The following is a 19886-nucleotide window of genomic DNA, read 5'->3' as shown; positions in this document are numbered from 1 at the left end:
GAGCCTCCTCGGCGCTAAGCGCCTGCGGGGTCTCCCCTGCCCCGTCCTCCCGCAGGAGACTTCGCGCCTTCCGCTGCAATCAACATGTGCCAAAATCAACAATGATCTTTAACATAGCCACTTTAACATAGCCTATTAATTAAATAGCACTTTGTAATGGGAAAATCAGAAAAGATTATTAAATAGGTTTAGATAAGAATTAATAGGAAAAAATACTTTAGTATTCCGTTCTTATCATAAAGGAGATGACTATAAATTGAGTATGAAAAAAGACGATGAAAGTGGATTGGTTACTCCTGTGGAACAAGAGCAAAATCAATCGGTTTTGGATGAGAAATTGCCTGAATTTGATGTGATTGGAACCGCACTTAACGATGTTTAATTCGAAAACCCTTTGCAAAAGGAGAAATATTCTCTTTATGCAAAGGGTTTTTTACCTTTTTATTGCTCTTAAAATGACGGCTTCCCCGACGAAAGAGATAATTTGATTATCTTTTATGATAATTTTAAATTTCTCTTTTACTTTTGGGGATGCACTAAGAATGAATTGAGTTAATTTATCCTTTTCATCTTCAGGTAAGTTCATGCGATTACACCATGGTTCGTAATGAAAGGTTTTTTCAAAGCGATGCCATTCAAAAATTTCAAAACCGGAAATTTCAAGCATCCGGAGCCATTCACTCTTCTTCCAAGCCCGGAAATGACTGTAATCCCGCCATTTTTCGATGGTATTATAAAATAGATCATATTCCTCTTCTTCTGGAACGACATTATCATCAAGTAAAAACTGACCTGATGGCTTGAGAACGCGGTGGACTTCATCCACAAACTTATTTACATTTGGAAAATGATGTGGAGCAATTCGGCAAGTTACAATATCAAATACTCCCTCAGAAAAGGGAAGAACTTCTGCATCCCCTATTATAAACTCTACATTTTGATGTCCATTATCTATGATATAATTTTGAGCTGCGGCTAACATTTCTGGTGTCAAATCTACTGCCGTTACTTTTTTTACACAAGATGCAAAAGCATTGGCAGTATGACCGCCGCCCGTGGCAACATCCAATAATTCTTCTTCACCGGTCGTCATCGCCATTTCTAAAAGCTTTTGTAAGTCATTGCCATCTTTGTGGATTGTACTACTAACATAGGAATCTGCACTTTTTCCAAACTGTTGTTGTACATCCTTTTTGATATCCATGTCATTTCCCCCTCCGTGACTTCTATATAATTACTATAATGCAGTTACTTTATATAGAAAATGACAGGTATTTTATGTTTTACAATAAGAAAAACTAATTGAATTTATCAATCCATTTCAAGAATTACCGGGCAGTGGTCACTCCCCATCACATTGCAATGAATATCCACATTCTTAAGGCGTTCCCGCAATCTTTTGGAAACAATAAAGTAATCAATCCGCCAGCCAATATTTTTTTCCCTGACTTTTGCCATGTAGGACCACCACGTATAAGCACCTTCCTGCTCCGGATTAAAATGACGGTAGCTGTCAACAAAGCCTTCAGCAAGTAGAGAGGTCATTTTCCCCCGTTCTTCTTCCGTAAACCCGGAATTCCCCTGATTGGATTTTGGATTTCGCAGGTCAATTTCCTGATGGGCGACATTCAAATCCCCGCATAAGACGACGGGTTTCAGTTCATCTAATTCTTTCAAGTGCTGAAGAATACGATCCTCCCAGTCCAAACGATAGTTGATTCTCGCTAAATCTCTTTGTGAATTAGGGGTATAGACATTAACTAAGAAAAAATCGTCAAACTCTAATGTAAGAATTCTTCCTTCCCCTTCAGTCTCATCAGCTCCTACCCCATATCGAACAGAAAGCGGTTTGTTCTTAGTAAACACCGCTGTACCGGAGTAGCCTTTCTTGATTGCATAATTCCAATATTGGTGATACCCAGCCAATTCAAGACTAATTTGCCCTTCTTGCAGCTTTGTTTCCTGCACACAAAAAATGTCTGCATCCACTTCATTAAAATAATCCAAAAAACCTTTTTTAACGCATGCCCTAAGGCCATTGACATTCCAAGATACTAGTTTCATGTTAACGATTCCTTCTCCCTTGCTAACTGGTTATTTATTAGTGTTTGATAGGAGACATTTTATCAGTTAAGGAGGATTTGGGAAAGAAATTTGAAAAACCCCTCATAAGGTGGATTATTAGTCCGACTTATGCGGGGTCACTTCACTCAGCTGCCTTTTTTATATGGTATAAAATACTTTTCAGGTAATTTGCCGGAAAACAGCTTGGAAACAGAGACTATTTTTATTTTTCGTTTATTAAATTCGTCCACCGACTGAAAGACACCAATCGAACATACTTTTCCGGTTATACCTACATGCCCAATAGCAATACCTGTACCTTTTATTTCAGTTACCTTCGCTAGTCTAATCATTTGTTTTCGAACATGCACTGAGGAGGATATGTCGTCTAGAAATACATCTCTTTTAAGGATGGGTACACCCAGCTCTTTGGCTATTTCGGGAAATTTCGTATTTGGACTAGTGGCACTATCGATAATAAATAATCTTCTTTCCTTAGCGACCTCAACAATTGCACGAACTATTTCTTTATTTTCCACCGCAAGTGAGCCCATATGGTTATTGATGCCTACAGCATACGGAACATCTTTTATCGCGTCCTCTACAATTTGTCTTACTTCGGCTGGTGAAAGGTCATTCGTAATTGGTCTTGGCCCAAGCCAAGATCTTTTACCTCTTTTCGGTTCCATGGATAAATGAATCATTACTTCGATGCCATTTTTATGGGCCCATTCCGCATGTTCTGTCGAGTTTTCTGTAAACGGCATGACTGCAGCAGTAATCGGAATTTCTCCTTCAAGGAAGTCACGCACTCCACCTGTTCCACCGCCGAAATCATCAATGATAATCGCAGCCTTTAGTTCTTTGGGTTCATTTTTTTCGGCCGATGTCGGTTGTTGAAATGAAAATACCATGAATGGAATAAGCATATAAATAAACTTTTTCATAAATGACCCCCAACTTTGATCTTAGAGGTTAATTTGCCCTAAGTGATTATAAATTAGACAAAAAAAAGAGAGCTGCAAGAGCCCTCCTGAGTTATCTATTCTTGATCATATACCTTTACTTCTACCATTTTATCACCATTGCGCATGGATTTTGCAGTTTCAAGCCCAGAAGTCACTTGTCCAAACACGGTATGAACACCGTTTAGATGTGGCTGTGATTCATGAACGATAAAGAATTGGCTTCCTCCAGTGTTTTTGCCTGCATGTGCCATGGATAATGCACCAGGTACATGTTTGTGAGGATTCCCTTCTGTTTCACATTTAATTGTGTAACCAGGTCCACCAGTTCCACGACCTTCAGGACAGCCTCCTTGACTTACAAATCCAGGAATAACTCGGTGGAATGTTAATCCATTGTAAAATCCTTTGTTAACCAATGATTCAAAATTCTCAACTGTCCCTGGTGCTGCTTCTGGATATAAATCAAATTCAATTTTTTCTCCGTTTTCCATCAAAAAATGACCTTTTTTCGCCATTGAAAACACTCCTTTATGTAAAAATCATTTTTATCATACACTTTTCAAAAAAGAAATGAAAGTTTGAAACACCAAATTTCTTCCTTTCAGTAATATTTCTCCTATGGTTGTGGTAATATAATAGTACCCCTTCCGAACATTCGCTTGTTGCGGGACACTTAACCACTGTACGGACGGAAGGGGCAAGGTGTAACAATCTGTTGCATCACGAAAGCCGAGACGAAAGTCTCGGCTTTTTGTATGTTAGCCTTTTCGTATAGCCATCCAAGTGTAGAAAAAATAAATAATCGTTAAAAATAACAGGTAACCAAAGAACGTATAGAGATGTGACCAGTTCTCAGAGTGTTCAAACCAGCCAAACACTTCCGTTAATTTTTCAAGAATGGGCATCAAAAGACTAATAAAGACGATCAGGCCTAGTTTTCCCCATTTATTCACTTGGTCCATAACCCGAAGAAAGGCGAAAACCAACACCGGGAGCACCACGAGTGTAAATACAATATTAATGGAGAAAATAGTTGGCATCGGCCTCAAGGGGAACCGATATATGTGTTTCCCAACGAAAAAAAGATCTAAATACGTAGCGAGCAAGGAAGCCAAAAATACTGCTGCAAGAGATGGGTTAGTCCAAAATCGATATGGCTTTTTTGGCGATGGCAGCGAGCTCGAGTCGTTCAAGTGTTTTACAGTATTCATTTTTAATCTCCCCGTCAATTTTTTCATTGTCATCCATTAAATAATCCACAACACGTTCATCTTCAAACCAGTCCCCTTTTTCAGCATCCGTTTGACTTACATTCTTCCAAGCGTATTCAAGGGCTGGACTATAAATTTTCCTTGCTCGCGGCCGGAGCTGACAGGCCTTTAAGCGGGTTTGATAGGCAAAGCCAGGTATTCCCTCGTTGATGCTATTAAAAATATGCGGCCAGTAATCCTTTCTGGAGCCTGAATGAGGATGGGTTTTAGCCCATTCCAAGACTAGTTTTAAACGCTCCTTTTTTTTAAAAAGGACATCATATAATCTTTTTCCAAGTAAAATTCGTTCATTCAATGACTCAAACTGATGAAGTGTTTGCCCAGCAAGGTTTCTTTTTCCATAGGGAAAGAGGATATGGTTAAAAGAAAGCAAGTCCTGGAGAATAAATTCAAATTTACTTAACACTCCTTTTTGAAAAAGTGGATTCTGAACCACTCTTTTTTCCAAATAACTCTGTTCATTTATTATCAACGCAATGGCAAGAATATAGGTTTCTTGATGAAGCCAAAAGTGATTCCAAATCGTTTCCATAAAGGTAGAAATATTTAGATAAGAACTTAAATGAAATAACGGTTTATGTTGCTTTAAGCTTTCCCTATACAACAAAAATTGCGGATAGACGTCTTGGAAAATGAGCCAATTCCCACGCTCTAAAAAAGCAAAAAAAGTTTCTCTTTCTTTTTTCGAGAGTAAACGAGTGAGAAATTCTCCTTTCAGGTCGGTCATATTCCAGCCCCCATTCCGGGAGACCATATGCCCGAGAAATGCCCAATGGATTTCAGGGAAGTGAAGGTAAAAGTCAAGGTATGCCTTCGTTCTAGTGACATTATTTAAGTTATGCTCCTTTGTCTCAGTCTTTATTTGTTCTAAAAGGCTCGCTTCCCCACTCGTTATTTTTGGGGGCAAACTTGATTGTTTTCCCTTCATTTTTAATTCTTCCCTTATATATTCAAGTGGTGACTTCTCGCGATTTCTCTTAAAAAATATGGCACATTACCTCCTTTGCGTATTCTCCTTCCACCTATGGAATATGTATGAATGAGAATAATTTTCTGGGAGAGGAATGAGTACTTACTTATGAGCAATACAAAAAAAGGCATCGATTGGATTATTAAGAAGCTTCGGAAAGACCAATCTCCCGATGGATCTTGGAATTACCCCTTTGAAACAGGACAGTCAACAGATGCCTATATGATCATTTTATTGCGGACATTGGAATTAAATGATGAAGAATTAATTCAAGGCTTGGTTTCGAGGATCTTTAGTAAACAGTGTGCAAATGGAGTATGGAAGCTTTATTATGATGAAGGCGAAGGGAACCTCAGCACGACCGTGGAAGCTTATTACGCCTTGTTATATTCGGGGTATGTTAAGAAGGATGACAAACGATTGCGGGCTGCGAAAAGATTTATTGTCTCCAAAGGCGGCTTAGAGGAAGTTAGTATCTTTACAAAAGTGATGCTTTCTTTAACCGGTCAATATATATGGCCAGATTTTTCTCCTCTTCGGGTTGAATTCTTACTCTTGCCACACTACTTTCCGATTAATTTCTATTCCTTTTCTGTCTTTGGCAGAGCCAATCTTACTCCGATTATTCTTCTCGCCGACAAAAAGTTTTTTATTAAGACAAAGAAAAGCCCTAATCTTTCAGAACTACATCTACACCCTAATCAGGAAAAACCTTGGTTTCGATCTGCTGAATATCGTTCATTGATGTCATTTATCGAGGAGGGAGTTAAAAGATTAATGGGTCTACCCGAGCAGCTCCATCAGCTGGCGATAGAACGGGCCAAAAAATATATGTTGGACCACCTTGAACCAGATGGCACCTTTTACAGTTACTACAGTAGTACCTTTTTAATGATTTTTGCCCTACTCTCCCTAGGATATAAGAAAACGGATCCGGTGATATCAAAGGCCGTGAAAGGTTTGATTGCAATGAAATGCGATATCAACGGGAGCCCCCATATGCAGTACACAACAGCGAATGTCTGGAATACTTCATTGATTGGTTATGCCCTCCAGTCAGCTGGTGTTTTAGCAGACGATCCAATGGTCACGAAGGCCAATCGTTACCTGTTACACCATCAGCATCATAAATTCGGGGATTGGGTAATTCATAATCCAAAGACAATGCCCGGCGGCTGGGGGTTTTCCGATGTAAATACGATGAATCCGGATGTCGATGATACAACTGCCTCGCTCCGAGCTATTTCAAGAAATGTTCTGCATGAAAGACATGCTTGGGACCGAGGTCTGGATTGGCTTTTATCCATGCAAAATGACGATGGAGGCTGGGCAGCGTTTGAAAAGAACATCGATACAAAATTATTCGAATTCCTCCCACTTGAAAAGGGCGAATTTTTACTAACAGATCCTTCTTGTGCAGACATCACAGGGCGAACCTTAGAATTTTTGGGGAATTACACGAATTTATCAAGAGACCACAAAGCGATCAATAAAGGGGTCAACTGGCTTTTGAAAAATCAACTGAAGGATGGTTCTTGGTATGGAAGATGGGGGATTTGTTATTTATACGGAACTTGGGGAGCAATAACTGGTTTATTAGCCGCAGGGGTCCCTACTAGTCATACAGCAATCCAAAAGGCAGTGAATTGGATACAAGAGATTCAAAATGAGGATGGCGGCTGGGGAGAGTCATGCCATAGTGATAGCGAAAAAGCATATGTGCCATTACGAGCAAGTACCTTAACGCACACAGCTTGGGCACTCGATACCCTGCTAACCACTTCAGAAAAACCAACCACACAGATTCGAAAGGGGATTTCCTATTTATTAACGTCACTTGAAAAACAAGATTGGACCACTAATTATCCAAAAGGTCAAGGGATGGCCGGTGGTTTTTACATTCACTATCACAGCTATCGCTACATTTTCCCTCTCATGGCTTTGTCACATTATCATAAAAAATTCGAGTTGTAAAAAGAACAAAACATCGATGGCATTAGTTTAATTTCCGTCGATGTTTTATTGTGTTAGGAACGGGACAAGCCCTTTATAGATATCAACAATTTCCTCCATTTTCATTCGAACCAGACCACTAGAAGAAGGAGCAACGAAATCAACCACTCCAGGTACAAATCCGTTGGGTTGCTTCCCCCACTGAATCACTTTTAAACCACTGTATTGCTGGTAAACTCCCTTTCCAACAAAGCAAACTACCTGCGGCATTAACTGTTCGACCTTTTTCTTTAAGATTTTTCTTCCCTCCACGTACTCCTCTTTCGTAATTTCATCCGCTGCCTTTGTCGGCCTTTGAACGATATTTGTAAACCCATATCCTAAATCTAAAAGTTTCGCATCTTCAGTTGCTTCATATTTCCTCGGCGTTATCCCCGCTTCATACAAGATCCTCCAAAAACGATTGTTGGGATTAGCATAATGATGCCCCAGTTCACTTGAGCGAATGCTTGGATTAAAGCCAACAAATAAAACCTTTAAATTTCCCTTGAGATGATCACTGATGGGTTTCATAATAAATCTCCTTATTTACCTAGCCTTCTTAGATTTACCAATTGTTCCAACGTTATGTAATATTTACTTTATTTAGTTCCACTCAATAAATAGTGGTAATCAGACTTGCTAGTAGTCCAACAATCGCTACGATAATCAGCGAATAAAAAAGTTTCACATCCTGAAGGAGAAAGAGGCCGGTAATAATGATAACGGCATCCATCGCAAACATAATGACGCCAACATTCACTTTTGACCATTTGGCAATGATCAGTGCTAGCAGGTCCATACCCCCTGGACTAATATGATTTCTTAGCATTACCCCAACCCCACTCCCAATAATCAATGCTCCTACAATAACACTACTAAGGATGGGTAGATGAAATATTCCATTTAAAGGCATGAATAATTCAATCATAAGACCGGTACAAAGTGCTCCTATTACACCATTGATAAAATAAATGGGGTCAGATTTAAAGGCGAACATATAAACGGGGATATTAAGAAAGATAAACGTGATTCCGGTTTTAAAACCCCATATGTATTTTAACAACAGGCTAATACCTAAAAATCCTCCATTAATTAAATGCAAAGGAAGAATAAACCCGTTAATGCCAATCCCAATCATGGTGCTCCCAAATCCGATTATAGCCAATTTTTTCAGCATGTGATCATCCCTTGTCCAAGTTCTTTACTACCACTAATATGAAAGATAGTGGTACTTCATTCAAAGGGATTCTCTTTTAACCCAAAAAAACCGAAATTACGGAGACGCAAAAGACTCCGTTTTTTAAGCAATCGCTGTTCGATTTGGTTTGGATTTTCGGGCTTGTTTTACTAAGGAAACTAATATCGTTAAAATGGGTAAAATCCATAAAAATAGCGCAAATGGCAGATAATCCATGATCGGTATACCAACGATCGTGCTGCACATGATGGCGAGAACACTCCACGGGACCATCCCCGGAAACAGCATCGTCGAATCCCCCATCACTCTAGCTAGCTCTTCTTTTCCATAGTTACTAGACCAATGAGGAAGGAAGGATCTCCCTGTTAGAATAATGGGCAGGGTTTGATTTGCTGCTATTAAAGTGATCAAAAATGTCGCCAAAAGCGTTTTAAGGGTGTCACCAGTCAGAGATCGAGATGATTGTAACCATTTATCTAAATAAGGCTGAATGACATTCATTTCTTCTAAAAGGCCGTTATATGCCCCTGCCAAGGCTAAAAATAGGAGCAATTCATACATATGAAGGAATCCTCCCCCAAGCCCATCAATGCCACCCCACAAAGAAAAAACGAGTTTTGTATATGAAATTCCACCGAATAATGCAATCACCGAAGCTGATAGAATACTAGTTAAGAAAGCATAAATGATACTAAACTGTAAAAGGACAAATACGATTAAGATGATTGGCGGGATTAATTTAATCACTGAAATTTCATGCAAACTTAGTGGTTGGGAATTTGAAGCAGTTGTTTCAGAGATCAGATAGTCAGCCATTCCATAAAAGCAAAAGCATAAAATAATAGCCAAAAGCGTGGTGACAAGCATCGCATTCCATTGTCTTTTCACCGGCAATTCAACCGTATGTGACAAAAGTTGATGGGCACTTGAAAACGGCGAGGTCCGATCGCCTACAAACGCTCCTGAAACCAATGCGCCAGCTACCATTTCAACAGGAAGGTGAAGAACGATTGCCGTCCCAATAATAGGTATACCAATCGCACTCAATGTCCCAACAGTCGTTCCAAGTAGCATCGAGAATACCATTGCGCAAAGAAACGATAAGACAAAAAAATGATTTGGTATGATAAAATGCAAGGCGATTTTCACCATTTGCTGAATGGTACCTGATAAGTACCAAGATGGCAGCAAGAAACTAACCAAGAAAAGAATTAAGATGACAATTCTCGTTTTATTCACACCCAAAATACTAATATGTAGTATTTGTTTTATCGATATATCTTTTTTCTTTGCTAACCAAACAAGCATGAGGTAGCCTGGAAAAAAACCTGCCACAAGTGGGTGATGAAAGATAACTGACCAAACCACCCCTGTCAAAGTAACGATTAGAAGGAGCAACACTTGCTTTAAAGAAAAATTAATATCCATACGAACCCACCCTTTAATTAAGAAACATCTCTTATTATAAGGAAAAATGCCCCTTCCGAAAAGCAATAGCTTGCCACCAAAATAAAAAGAAGCCGCAAATAGACGGCTCCATTGTTACGCAAAGCTAAAAGTAAGTTGGTGATATAGATTTTACGAATAACAAGAATTAGCGGAAACCGCAGGGTTGTTTTATTACTTGGTCAAACGACCTGACGATCATTCCGCCAACTTGTCACTTTATCTCGCCAACCCGCTTAATGAAGGTACTTTTTACGTGAACCGAGCCTTTTTCGGTAGACAAACTTTCTAAAATCATCCTCCTTTAGATTCCCATCATAGATTAAAAAAAGTAACGATTGATATTCTGGATATCGCTTCATGACGAAAAGGGCGAACTCCTTCCGTTCGCCCATTTGTTTCAATTTAAACTCTTCCTGGTTAATAATATCTTCAATCTTCATTTGGTAATATGCTTTCGTATCCTCCCACTTTTCTTTGCGATTCTCCAAAACATCTCGGGCATATTCAGGTAATTTCTCAATCACAAGATCAATATAGCCTTCAGACCACATAATCATTTTATCCTTTTCAGGGAGTTCAAAGACCATATTCATCAACTCAAGATCATCCACTGTATCGTTTGCTGCATATTTCCCGACCCGATTCATCTTGCTATTCACCTCTTGATCGTAGGGTTAAACTTCTTCTAATGTATTTTCAATATCATAGCTCTTCTTCTTGTTCTCTAGCCAGGTTGAGTACTCAGAATCGATTTTCTGATCAACTAAAGTCTCTTTAATTTCTTCCTTACTGTCATTATAATTTGCTTCTTTTGCCTTCTTTTTAGCCTCCACTTTAATAATATGATAGCCATATTCAGTCTTTACTGGCTTACTTACTTGGTCCACTGCCAGTCCAAAGGCCACATCTTCAAATTCAGTGACCATTGTCCCTTTGGCAGAATATCCAAGGTCACCGCCTGAATCCTTCGTGCTATCGTCAGTGGAATAATTTTTGGCTAACTCCGCAAAATCCCCGCCATCGTTGAGCTTTTGTTTGACCTCATTAGCCGTTTTTTCATCGGCAACCAGAATATGACTTGCTTTAATTTGCTCTGCTTCGGCAAACGAATCCTTATTTTCATCAAAATAGGTTTTCATTTCCTCCTCGGTAATTTCTATTTGAGGCTCCAGTAATTGTTTGATGGTCAAATAATTTTTTAGATCTTGTTTAAGAAAGGCCAAAGTAGTATTGTTGCTTTCAAGCGCCTGTTTAAATGCTTCTTCGCCGCCATAAGAGGCTTTCAGTTTTTCAACCTCTTTATTCAGGATACTGTTAGTAATATTTACTTTTTGTTTTTTAGCCTCAGCAGCCACAATTTTATCGCCAATTATTTTATCAACTGTAGCAGCACCATACTGTTCGACCATTTCACTATAAAGATCGTCTTTGCTAATTGCTTCACCATTAAACTTTGCGACCGTCTCATCCTTCTTTAGGGCGAAACTTAGCGAGATACCCTTCGTAATTAATAACACTAGTATGACCAGAAAAGTCTTTTTATTTTGCATTAATAAGGACATTTTTCTAGCTACTCCCTCCCCTTATTCCGACAGTTTTACAATTATCGTCATTTGTTTTCCGTCGCGGTAAACACCAAATTTTATTTCAGCGCCTTTGCTAACTTTTGTATATAAATATTTTCTTAAATCTGAAGAACTGGAAATCTCCGTTCCATTCATAGAGACAATAATATCCTTTACTTGAAGCCCAGCTTTTGCAGCTGCTGAATTAGGCTCAATGTTTGTCAGCATAACACCTTTTGTTGTGTTATTCGGCATGTTTTGCCAGTACATTTGTGGCACTTGATCAAGATCTGCAAGTCCTACCCCAAGATATGGACGGTCAATTTTACCGCTTTTAATTAATTGATTCACAATTGGAATGAGGTCATTACTAGGAATCGCAAAGCCTAATCCTTCTACACCACTCTCAGAAATTTTCAAACTATTGATCCCAATCACTTGCCCTTGTGGGTTAATTAACGCACCACCACTGTTCCCTGGATTGATCGCTGCATCTGTTTGAATGACATTGGTGTCCCAATTTCCTGCTGATGTTGTGATAGCAATGCTTCGGTTCGTTGCACTGACTATACCTTGCGTGACTGTCCTTGAGAGATCGAGTCCGAGCGGGTTTCCAATCGCATAAACTTGGTCGCCAGGGCGGAGTGTGGATGAATTACCAAAATCAGCAGTTGCCGTCACGTATTTAGCGTCAATTTTTAAGACCGCAAGATCCGTTAAGGCATCTGTGCCAACAACTTCTGCGGTCGCCTTTTCACCGTCAAACAAAGATACTTCAAGTTTCGAGGCCCCTTCTACTACGTGGTTATTGGTGACAATATACGCCGTGCCATTATTTTTTTGAAAAATAACTCCCGAGCCAGATCCGCTTTCCACACTTTGTGATGAGTTAGGGTTTCCATATAAATTATTCTCTTGTTGTTGATAATTAACGATCCCTACAATGGCTTTTGATACCTTTTCAACCGTATCCGCAATCGAATTAGAAGATGCGGCTGTTGGCTGAGCCACCACTGCTTTGACAGATGTTCCTTGTTGTGAACTTATTGCCCCTTGATTCTCCACCTTCGGAAAATGATTTTTTATGTAGTCTGTATGTGGCAGAATCGCTAATGTCAATACAGACCCAATTACCCCAGCGGCAAGTGTGGAGGCAAATCCTCTTACATTCCGTTTTTTCTTATACTTTTGATCCACTTGGCTAGTCGTGCGCGTTTGATCCATTTCTAGAGGTAACGTCGCTTCTGTGGTAGGGTCGAATTCGGTTGGTTCTTCTTGTTCCCCATGATTGACAAAATCCTTCGTCTCCACTGTTACGGTCGCATCGACAGCATGCGAATTTTCTTCGGTATGGCTGAAATTGATTGTATCCGCTGCTTGTTCCTCAGCTTTTGTATTTTCAGTCATCTCAGATGAATTAGGTTGATTTTTTTCGAATTCATTTTCATTTTTTAATTCCATCTCACTCAATCTCCTTTAAGGATTTTCTAACTTGTCTTTACTTTAACTGACAAATCTTAAGAAATTATTAACAAACTATAACGGCTTTTGGAAATATCCAAGAAATATAATCGCAACTGCACAAAAAAGCTGCAGGTATCAGCCCGCAGCTTCTTAATACTCCCGCTTATTTTTGAAGTCGAATCACAAATTTTGTTCCTTGTCCTTCTTCACTGAAAACATTAATTTCTCCATTATGCAGTAGAACCAATTGCTTTACGATTGAAAGACCTAACCCAAATTCACCATAGGGGTTACTGGTTCTGGAAATATCAGCTTTATAGAAACGACGCCAGATGTTTTCGATATCATTCGGTTCAATACCAATTCCCGTGTCTTCTACTTCGATAATGGTTGAGTTCTCCTCTGTTCTTCCACGCAGCCAAATGGTCCCGTTCGTGGTAAATTGAATGCTATTTTTGGTAATATTAATTAATATTTGGATCAGACGGTCATAATCTGCATTAACCATGACTTCCGGTGCCGCGTCAATAACTATCCGATTATTTTTATCCTCTGCTTGAGGCATTAATTGTTCCTGAATAATTTCTAGTAACTCTACGAGCTGAATGTCTTCCCTAAATAACTGAATCTGGTTGGAGCGAATTTTGTCATAATCCAAGTTTTCATTGACTAGGCGAATGAGTCTTTTCGCTTCTTGGCTAACTAAGTTGATTCCACGCTCTTTATCTTCTTCCGGAATCATGTCATTTTTCAAACCTTCGATTACACCACTAATTGTCGTAAGAGGCGTCCGCATTTCATGGGAAACATCAGACAAAAATTGCCTTCGTCTATTTTCCAGACTTTCAATTTCCTCCATCGATGTATTAATTTTATCGACCATATGATTAAAATCGTTTGCTAATTCACCAATTTCATCAAAATTGGACGAAGAAACGTGTACTTGATAATTCCCAGCAGAGACAAGGGAGGTTGCTTCACGTAGACGCTTAATCCGGTTAACATGAATCCTCGATAAAAACCAACTCATTAGAAAGGACACTATAAGAGCAATAAGAATGGTATACAAAATAAACTGATTGACACGTTGAATCATCGCACTTGAGCCGCTAATCGGAGAGGTTAATAAAATGCCGCCAATAAAGTTCCCGTTATCAAGATATGGTAATACAACAAAGGTAACACCTTCTTGACCGAACCTTTTAAAATCGCTATTAACCACAAGGGTACGCCCTTTAGAAATCTTATCCCAATCCTTGTCAGATAACCCCCCAATAGCTGGACCCTGTTTTCCAACGGCGTATAATTTTCCATATTGATCGAACATACTAAAGCTCATTTTTCTGGTCGCTAATACGGAGCTATATCGATTAATGATGGACTCCGTCGCTTGTGGACTTTGTTCAATCTCTGACATGATAGACTTCCCGTAAGAAATGAGCTCGTTTGCTTTATTCTCATAAACCAGATTTTCAACATAATGGGCAAATAAAAGACTTAACACCAAAAAAGCAACAATAATGATACTGATATGACTAAAAAACTGTTGGTAAATATATCTAAACTTCATCCGCTTTGATTGACTCATCAAACTTATACCCTACCCCCCATACCGTATGGAAGAATGGCTGTAAGCTTGTTTCGACTTTTTTCCTCAGCCGTTTGATATGGACATCAACTGTACGTTCATCACCGTAGTACTGATAGCCCCAAACCCGTTCAAGTAACTGCTCTCTTGAAAACACTTGACGGGGGTGTTCAACCATATAGAAAAGTAAATCAAACTCCTTCGGTGTTAAGTTTGTCACCGGTGTTCCGTCCACAATCACTTCTCTCGTATTTTTACTTACCTTAAAGTGTTCAGTTTGTAGGAAATCGTCACTTTCTTTTGGCACCTGTGTTTGGAAGCGGCGTGTAACTGCCTTAATTCTCGCCATCAATGTCAGCGGACTGAATGGCTTGGTCACATAATCATCAGCTCCCATCTCAAGTCCGAGCACTTGGTCTGACTCACTATCCTTTGCTGTTAACATAATGATTGGAACAGTAAAATTTTCTTGCCGGATTTTACGGCAGATCGTTACTCCATCCATTCCCGGAAGCATCCAATCAATAATGAGAGCATCCCATGCCCCTTCCTTAATGCGGTTATATCCCTCAAGGCCATCATTGACAAACTCTCCATCAATGCCTTCTTTGGCAAAAAACATTTCGATCATTGAGCAAACACTTTTATTATCTTCAATCACTAATATTCTCAAAATTAGATCAGCTCCTCATGCAACCTATATTGTTCTATTTATTTAGTTTATCTCAAATTTTAAGCATATCAACCATAAAAACAATTGTTCTCTACTAATTAATAGTTTGTTCATATTTTATTAATATCTCCACAGAAAAAGAGGCTTGAATCACTTCAAGACCTCTTTCATACATTTATTTAACATGACGGCACTAAAATTAATTTCCCTTGTGTTTTTCGCGATTGCAGCAGAGTATGGACCTTTGCTGCATCCTCTAATGGGAATACCCCGCCAATGGTCAGCTTTAATTTTCCTGCACCGAGGTATGTAAGTAACTCTACTAAGCTTGGCTGCAGTAATTCTGGTTTCCTCATAATCTGCGGTAAGAAAAAGCCGATAACTGATTGATTTCTAGCCATCAGTGATGACGGGTAGAAGCGGCTTTGCTCACCGCTTGCAGCGCCAAACACAACAAGGCGGCCAAATGTGGCGAGACATTTGACGGTTTTATTAAAAACATCCCCGCCCACCATTTCAAGCGCAACATTTACCCCTTTGCCGCCAGTGGCTTCAAGAACCTGCTGTTCCCAGTCTGGCTCTGTATAGTTAATTAGTACGTCTGCGCCCATTTCTTGTGCTAACGCCAATTTTTCAGCTGAACTTGCTGTAGCAATGACCTTTCCTGCCCCAAACAATTTCGCTAGCTGAACTGCAATTGTTCCTACCCCGCCTGCAGCTGCATGCACAAGGACGCTTTCTCCCTTTTCTAAACGACCCATTGTTTTTAAAATATGATAAGCACTTAAGCCTTGCAATGGAAGGGCAACGGCATTTTGGAAATCTAATTGTTCAGGAATCGGAATCAGTGAACGCTCATCTGCTAGCGCATATTCAGCGTAGCCCCCTGATTCGATTAAGGTGACAATTCTTGTACCAGGCTTAACTTTTGTGACTTGATCTCCAACTGCAGCAACCACTCCCGCAATCTCAGCACCAGGAATGAAAGGCAGCGGCGTTTTTACGACATATTGTCCTTCCCTCCGTGCAGTATCCGCGTAGTTAACACCAATCGCTTTTATTTCAATTAGAACTTCATGACCGGTTTGAACCGGTTTTTCAATATCCACTAGATTCAATACTTCTGGTCCACCATATTCTTTTAATCGAACTGCTTTCATCACTTTCATCTCCTATTTCCCTTTAAAAGCTGGTTTTCTTTTTTCCTTAAAAGCGGTAATTCCTTCTTTGTGGTCAGCTGTTTGCACCATTAACGTCTGTATCAACCGCTCCTGCTCGAGGATTTCCTCCAGTGTGGATGTAAACGATTGATCAATTAATTTCTTTTGTTTTCCAAACGCTTTGCCAGGACCATGCGCCAATCTTAAGGCAAATTTCGTAGTTTCTTCTTGAAGCTTTTCTATTGGAACTAAATAATTAATCACACCTAGTTGATAAAGACGCTCTGCAGGGATTGGTTCTGCTGTGAAGAAAAATTGTTTCGCTAAATGCGGACCAATTAATCTCGGAAGTAAATAGGAGCCGCCCCCGTCAGATATTAAACCCACCTGTGAAAAGCTTAGGGCAAATTTACTGTCCTCCGCTGCTACTATAAGATCACAGGCCAGAGCCAAATTAAACCCTGCCCCAGCGGCAAAACCGTGGACAGTGGCGATAATCGGCTTTTCGGTTTCTTTCATCAATAAAATGAGCTCATTGAGCTTGCCGATATGCTCGTACACTTGATTAGAGTCTGCCTGCCCCATTGTTTTTACGTCGCCGCCTGCACTAAAGGAACGACCGGCTCCAGATATAACAATCACCTGTATATCTTCATCCATTTGGGCGTTAGTAAGCGCATCCTTTAGTCCGAAAATCATCTCGGGGCTAAACGCATTTAGGCTTTCTGGACGGTTTAATGTCAAAGACAACACCGGACCTAGTTTTTCAATTAATAAATGTCCTTGGCTCATATTCATCTTCCTTTCAGTTTAGGTTCGTAATCTTTTGAAAACCAAAAAGCTGTCGCCCTGCAAATTCCGCTTCCTGCCCCGTTATTAATGCAATTGTTTGTGAAAACCTCATCGATCTCTGTGTCCCTTTATATAGAGTAGATTGTTTCGACTACGACTTTTCCATCTTTTAATATAGGTACAATCGAAGTTATCCCTTTTGATGAAGCCACCCTTAAGTCAGCATGTTGATTATATTTATCTAGAAGTTTTCCAACATAAGAATCTAGCAGAATCTCGTAGTCATCCTTTTGACCCCGGTAGAAATATAAGGCCGTTTTCGCTGCATCTGTTAATTCATATTCACTATTTTTCAATAAACAATCTATTAAGTGGCCGGCACCATAAAAATCTTCTAAACTCATTTCCCCGGAATTTCCGGAACAAATAATTAGAATGGTTTGATCCTCACTAACTTTCTGAAGAGAACTAGCAACAGCAGGATTATTGAGCATAGATGCAATGTATACTTTATTCGCCGAAGATGATTTTCTTAACGCCACAGTGCCGTTTGTGGTGGATAAAATTAACGTTTTTCCATTAATGGATTCCCTGATTAACGTTGGACTAGGATAAACAAACCCGTCAAGCGGTTTGGCATCTAGTTCTCCAGCCAGAATACATTCATCCTGTTGGTACTGATTTGCAAGTTCGATTGCTTCCTTGCTATGCAAAACTGGTATGACTTCCTTTGCGCCATCCTTTAAGGCTGAAACAATTGTGGTTGTTGCCAGTAGTATATCTAAGACGACCGCGATTTTATTTCCATCTGCAATTTTCTCTTCTCGGATGTCTTCTTTCTTCATCAGAAGATGAATCTTATTCATTCGGACCCAGCTCCCTTTTAAACCCTTTCATCCGCAACATTCGCTGCATGCAGAATTAAATTTTTTACAAAATAATTAAAATTGGCAAATCGTGTATCAGTGGTTTGCCCTTTTTTATAGCGGTAGTAAATTTGTTGACCAATGACAGCAAGTTTAAAATAAGCAAACGTTAAATAAAAGTTAAAGTTAGAAACATCCCGGCCGCTTTTTTTCGAATAAAGATCGATACATTCATTCCTTGTTAAAAATCCATCATGAACAGCCGTGATCGGCGCCTTACCTAACCCCTTAATCAAAAGTTCAGAATCATCGCGTTGAGTCCAATAACCCATGGCCACCCCAAGGTCTGCCAGCGGGTCGCCTACCGTGGTCATCTCCCAATCAAACAGGCCAACCATATCGGTTAGATCCTCAGAAAACATGGCATTATTGAATTTATAGTCATAATGTATGATCGTCGCTTCGTGTTTTTTGGGTGTCTGTTCTACCAGCCATCGTTTTAATAGTTCAACGACAGCAATTTCCTCCGTTTTCGCCCGTTCATATCGTCCAATCCAGCCATGTACCTGCCTTTCCATAAACCCGTCCGGCTTGCTGATTTCAGCAAGACCCGTCTGTCTGTAGTCGATTGCATGCAATTCTACAAGTTTATTGACCATTACCTCCGAAAGGTGCCGACAGTGATTTTCAGATACTGTAACTCCATCAGGGAAAAACGTGTCAATTACAAGACCATTCTTTCTTTCCATTAGGAAAAAGGGACTGCCAACGATCGACTCATTATTAGAAAAAAGGATTGGCTTTGGAGCAACTGAAAATAATGGATGCAACTCTGAAAGAATTTGAAATTCCCTTTCCATATCATGAGCCTTCGGTGCTACAGGTCCTAGAGGAGGGCGTCTTAGTACAGCTTCCCAACTGCCCTTTTTTATTTGATAGGTTAAATTAGAATGCCCTGCAGAAAATTGTAAGATTTCAAGCGGACCACTTGGCAATTTTTCGATGTCTTCTTGTAAAAACTTTTCAAGGACAGGAAGGTTCAATTCCTCCCCTTTTCGGACAGGGATTGTATCTTTACTCATTTGGTGTGGCATCAGATTCCACCTTTCAATTCTGAAAATTCAAACAATACTGACCAGTTGGTATTCACTTTGAAAAAAGAGAGGGTAATTTCCATAAAAACCCTCTTCCCAATTCTTTCTTCAATTGACTTGGATTCCCTTTAAAATCATTTCGACAAAAATCTCTGCAACTTCCCGGTCAGAGACCCTTCCATTGGGGTTAAACCATTGGTAGCTCCAATTGGTTATGCCAAGAATCCCCATTGTAATAATCTGCACATCTAACTCGGGCCGGAACTCACCTTTTTCGACTCCTGTCCGAATCAGGACTTCTATATTGAGACGGAATTGATCTCTTTTTTGAACAATTAATTCAATATGCTCTGAACTTAAATTATTTATTTCTCTAAAGAAAATTTTTGCAGCCGCTCCTTGACTGGAAATACTTGTAATAAGCATATTAACAATCTCAAATAATTTTTCCTTACAAGACTTCGAAGCATCTTTTAGTATCTGCTCCTGGTAAAAAAGTAATCCATCTATATATCCGAGGTGGATATCCATCAGCAATTCTTCCTTACTCGAAAAGTAATAGTAGAATGTACCCTTTGTCACACCAAGAGAATCCACAACGTCTTGAATTGACGTCTCGGTGAATCCTTTTTTTTCAAAAAGCCGGATGCTTTGTGCTGTAATTTTTTCCTTCACATTATGTCCTCGCATTCTGTAAAAATGTCTATTGAGAATTATATCATAATCTATAAGACCCCTATAAGCACAAACGAGGATTTCTACTATCTAT

General features: G+C 39.6%; 21 protein-coding genes. 2 read left to right on the top strand and 19 right to left on the bottom strand.

Annotated features, from left to right (window positions below; translation table 11 throughout):
• The first annotated feature begins 256 nt into the window (after positions 1–256).
• Entirely contained in the window at positions 257–382 is a 126-nt protein-coding gene (locus COE25_RS31390; RefSeq protein WP_257208706.1) for a hypothetical protein, read from the top strand.
• A 51-nt stretch (positions 383–433) separates the two neighbouring features.
• Here the strand turns inward: COE25_RS31390 and COE25_RS06635 are convergent, their stop codons facing one another.
• The 6 genes from COE25_RS06635 to COE25_RS06610 form a co-directional block, all read right to left on the bottom strand.
• Positions 434–1204, bottom strand: a complete 771-nt coding sequence (locus COE25_RS06635; RefSeq protein WP_098931968.1) for a class I SAM-dependent methyltransferase — start codon at positions 1202–1204, stop codon at positions 434–436.
• Positions 1205–1311: 107 nt separating this feature from the next.
• Complete coding sequence (locus COE25_RS06630; protein ID WP_098931966.1) at positions 1312–2064, bottom strand: exodeoxyribonuclease III; 753 nt, start codon at positions 2062–2064, stop codon at positions 1312–1314.
• Positions 2065–2210: 146 nt separating this feature from the next.
• The gene (locus COE25_RS06625) at positions 2211–3011 is read right to left on the bottom strand and encodes a divergent polysaccharide deacetylase family protein (protein WP_098931964.1); all 801 of its coding nucleotides are present in this window, start codon (positions 3009–3011) and stop codon (positions 2211–2213) included.
• 95 nt (positions 3012–3106) lie between these two features.
• The gene (locus tag COE25_RS06620; RefSeq protein WP_088088526.1) at positions 3107–3547 is read right to left on the bottom strand and encodes a peptidylprolyl isomerase; all 441 of its coding nucleotides are present in this window, start codon (positions 3545–3547) and stop codon (positions 3107–3109) included.
• Positions 3548–3790: 243 nt separating this feature from the next.
• Positions 3791–4243 carry a CBO0543 family protein gene (locus COE25_RS06615; protein ID WP_257208705.1) on the bottom strand — a complete coding sequence of 151 codons (453 nt, stop codon included), beginning with the start codon at positions 4241–4243 and terminating at the stop codon, positions 3791–3793.
• A complete protein-coding gene (locus COE25_RS06610) occupies positions 4170–5231 on the bottom strand; it encodes a DUF2515 domain-containing protein (RefSeq protein ID WP_098931962.1) in 1062 nt (353 codons plus the stop codon). Before COE25_RS06610 ends, COE25_RS06615 begins: the two co-directional genes overlap by 74 nt.
• Before the next feature lie 150 nt (positions 5232–5381).
• Between COE25_RS06610 and shc the strand changes: the two genes are divergently transcribed.
• A complete protein-coding gene (gene shc, locus COE25_RS06605) occupies positions 5382–7247 on the top strand; it encodes a squalene--hopene cyclase (protein WP_098931960.1) in 1866 nt (621 codons plus the stop codon).
• Between the two features lie 45 nt (positions 7248–7292).
• On the opposite strand, the gene COE25_RS06600 is transcribed toward shc, so the two are convergent.
• The 13 genes from COE25_RS06600 to COE25_RS06540 all read right to left on the bottom strand — a co-directional run bounded on the left by COE25_RS06600 (position 7293) and on the right by COE25_RS06540 (position 19792).
• Positions 7293–7799, bottom strand: a complete 507-nt coding sequence (locus COE25_RS06600; protein ID WP_098931957.1) for a mismatch-specific DNA-glycosylase — start codon at positions 7797–7799, stop codon at positions 7293–7295.
• Positions 7800–7881: 82 nt separating this feature from the next.
• Complete coding sequence (locus tag COE25_RS06595; RefSeq protein WP_098931955.1) at positions 7882–8445, bottom strand: YitT family protein; 564 nt, start codon at positions 8443–8445, stop codon at positions 7882–7884.
• A 123-nt stretch (positions 8446–8568) separates the two neighbouring features.
• Positions 8569–9894 (bottom strand): Na+/H+ antiporter NhaC family protein, encoded by a 1326-nt coding sequence (locus COE25_RS06590; protein WP_098931953.1) that lies wholly within the window; start codon positions 9892–9894, stop codon positions 8569–8571.
• A 254-nt stretch (positions 9895–10148) separates the two neighbouring features.
• Positions 10149–10562, bottom strand: a complete 414-nt coding sequence (locus COE25_RS06585; RefSeq protein ID WP_088088532.1) for a hypothetical protein — start codon at positions 10560–10562, stop codon at positions 10149–10151.
• Between the two features lie 27 nt (positions 10563–10589).
• Positions 10590–11477, bottom strand: coding sequence for a peptidylprolyl isomerase (locus tag COE25_RS06580; protein WP_257208704.1), 888 nt, complete (start codon positions 11475–11477; stop codon positions 10590–10592).
• 21 nt (positions 11478–11498) lie between these two features.
• Positions 11499–12941, bottom strand: coding sequence for a S1C family serine protease (locus COE25_RS06575; protein ID WP_098931951.1), 1443 nt, complete (start codon positions 12939–12941; stop codon positions 11499–11501).
• Between the two features lie 166 nt (positions 12942–13107).
• Complete coding sequence (locus COE25_RS06570; protein WP_098931949.1) at positions 13108–14514, bottom strand: sensor histidine kinase; 1407 nt, start codon at positions 14512–14514, stop codon at positions 13108–13110.
• Positions 14504–15205 (bottom strand): response regulator transcription factor, encoded by a 702-nt coding sequence (locus COE25_RS06565; RefSeq protein WP_098931947.1) that lies wholly within the window; start codon positions 15203–15205, stop codon positions 14504–14506. The genes COE25_RS06570 and COE25_RS06565 overlap by 11 nt, the downstream gene beginning before the upstream one ends.
• Positions 15206–15384: 179 nt before the next feature.
• Positions 15385–16365 carry a quinone oxidoreductase family protein gene (locus COE25_RS06560; protein ID WP_098931945.1) on the bottom strand — a complete coding sequence of 327 codons (981 nt, stop codon included), beginning with the start codon at positions 16363–16365 and terminating at the stop codon, positions 15385–15387.
• A 12-nt stretch (positions 16366–16377) separates the two neighbouring features.
• Positions 16378–17157 (bottom strand): enoyl-CoA hydratase/isomerase family protein, encoded by a 780-nt coding sequence (locus COE25_RS06555; RefSeq protein ID WP_098931943.1) that lies wholly within the window; start codon positions 17155–17157, stop codon positions 16378–16380.
• A gap of 128 nt (positions 17158–17285) precedes the next feature.
• Positions 17286–18023, bottom strand: coding sequence for a 2-phosphosulfolactate phosphatase (locus tag COE25_RS06550; RefSeq protein WP_098931941.1), 738 nt, complete (start codon positions 18021–18023; stop codon positions 17286–17288).
• Between the two features lie 17 nt (positions 18024–18040).
• Positions 18041–19117, bottom strand: coding sequence for a phosphotransferase family protein (locus COE25_RS06545; protein WP_098931939.1), 1077 nt, complete (start codon positions 19115–19117; stop codon positions 18041–18043).
• Positions 19118–19225: 108 nt separating this feature from the next.
• Positions 19226–19792, bottom strand: a complete 567-nt coding sequence (locus tag COE25_RS06540) for a TetR/AcrR family transcriptional regulator (RefSeq protein ID WP_088088540.1) — start codon at positions 19790–19792, stop codon at positions 19226–19228.
• Positions 19793–19886: the final 94 nt, after the last annotated feature.

The sequence above is a fragment of the Bacillus sp. AFS031507 genome, assembly GCF_002584635.1.
Lineage (GTDB): Bacteria > Bacillota > Bacilli > Bacillales > Cytobacillaceae > Neobacillus.
Note: the sequence above shows the minus strand (reverse complement) of the source record. Positions and strands in the feature narration are given on the sequence as shown.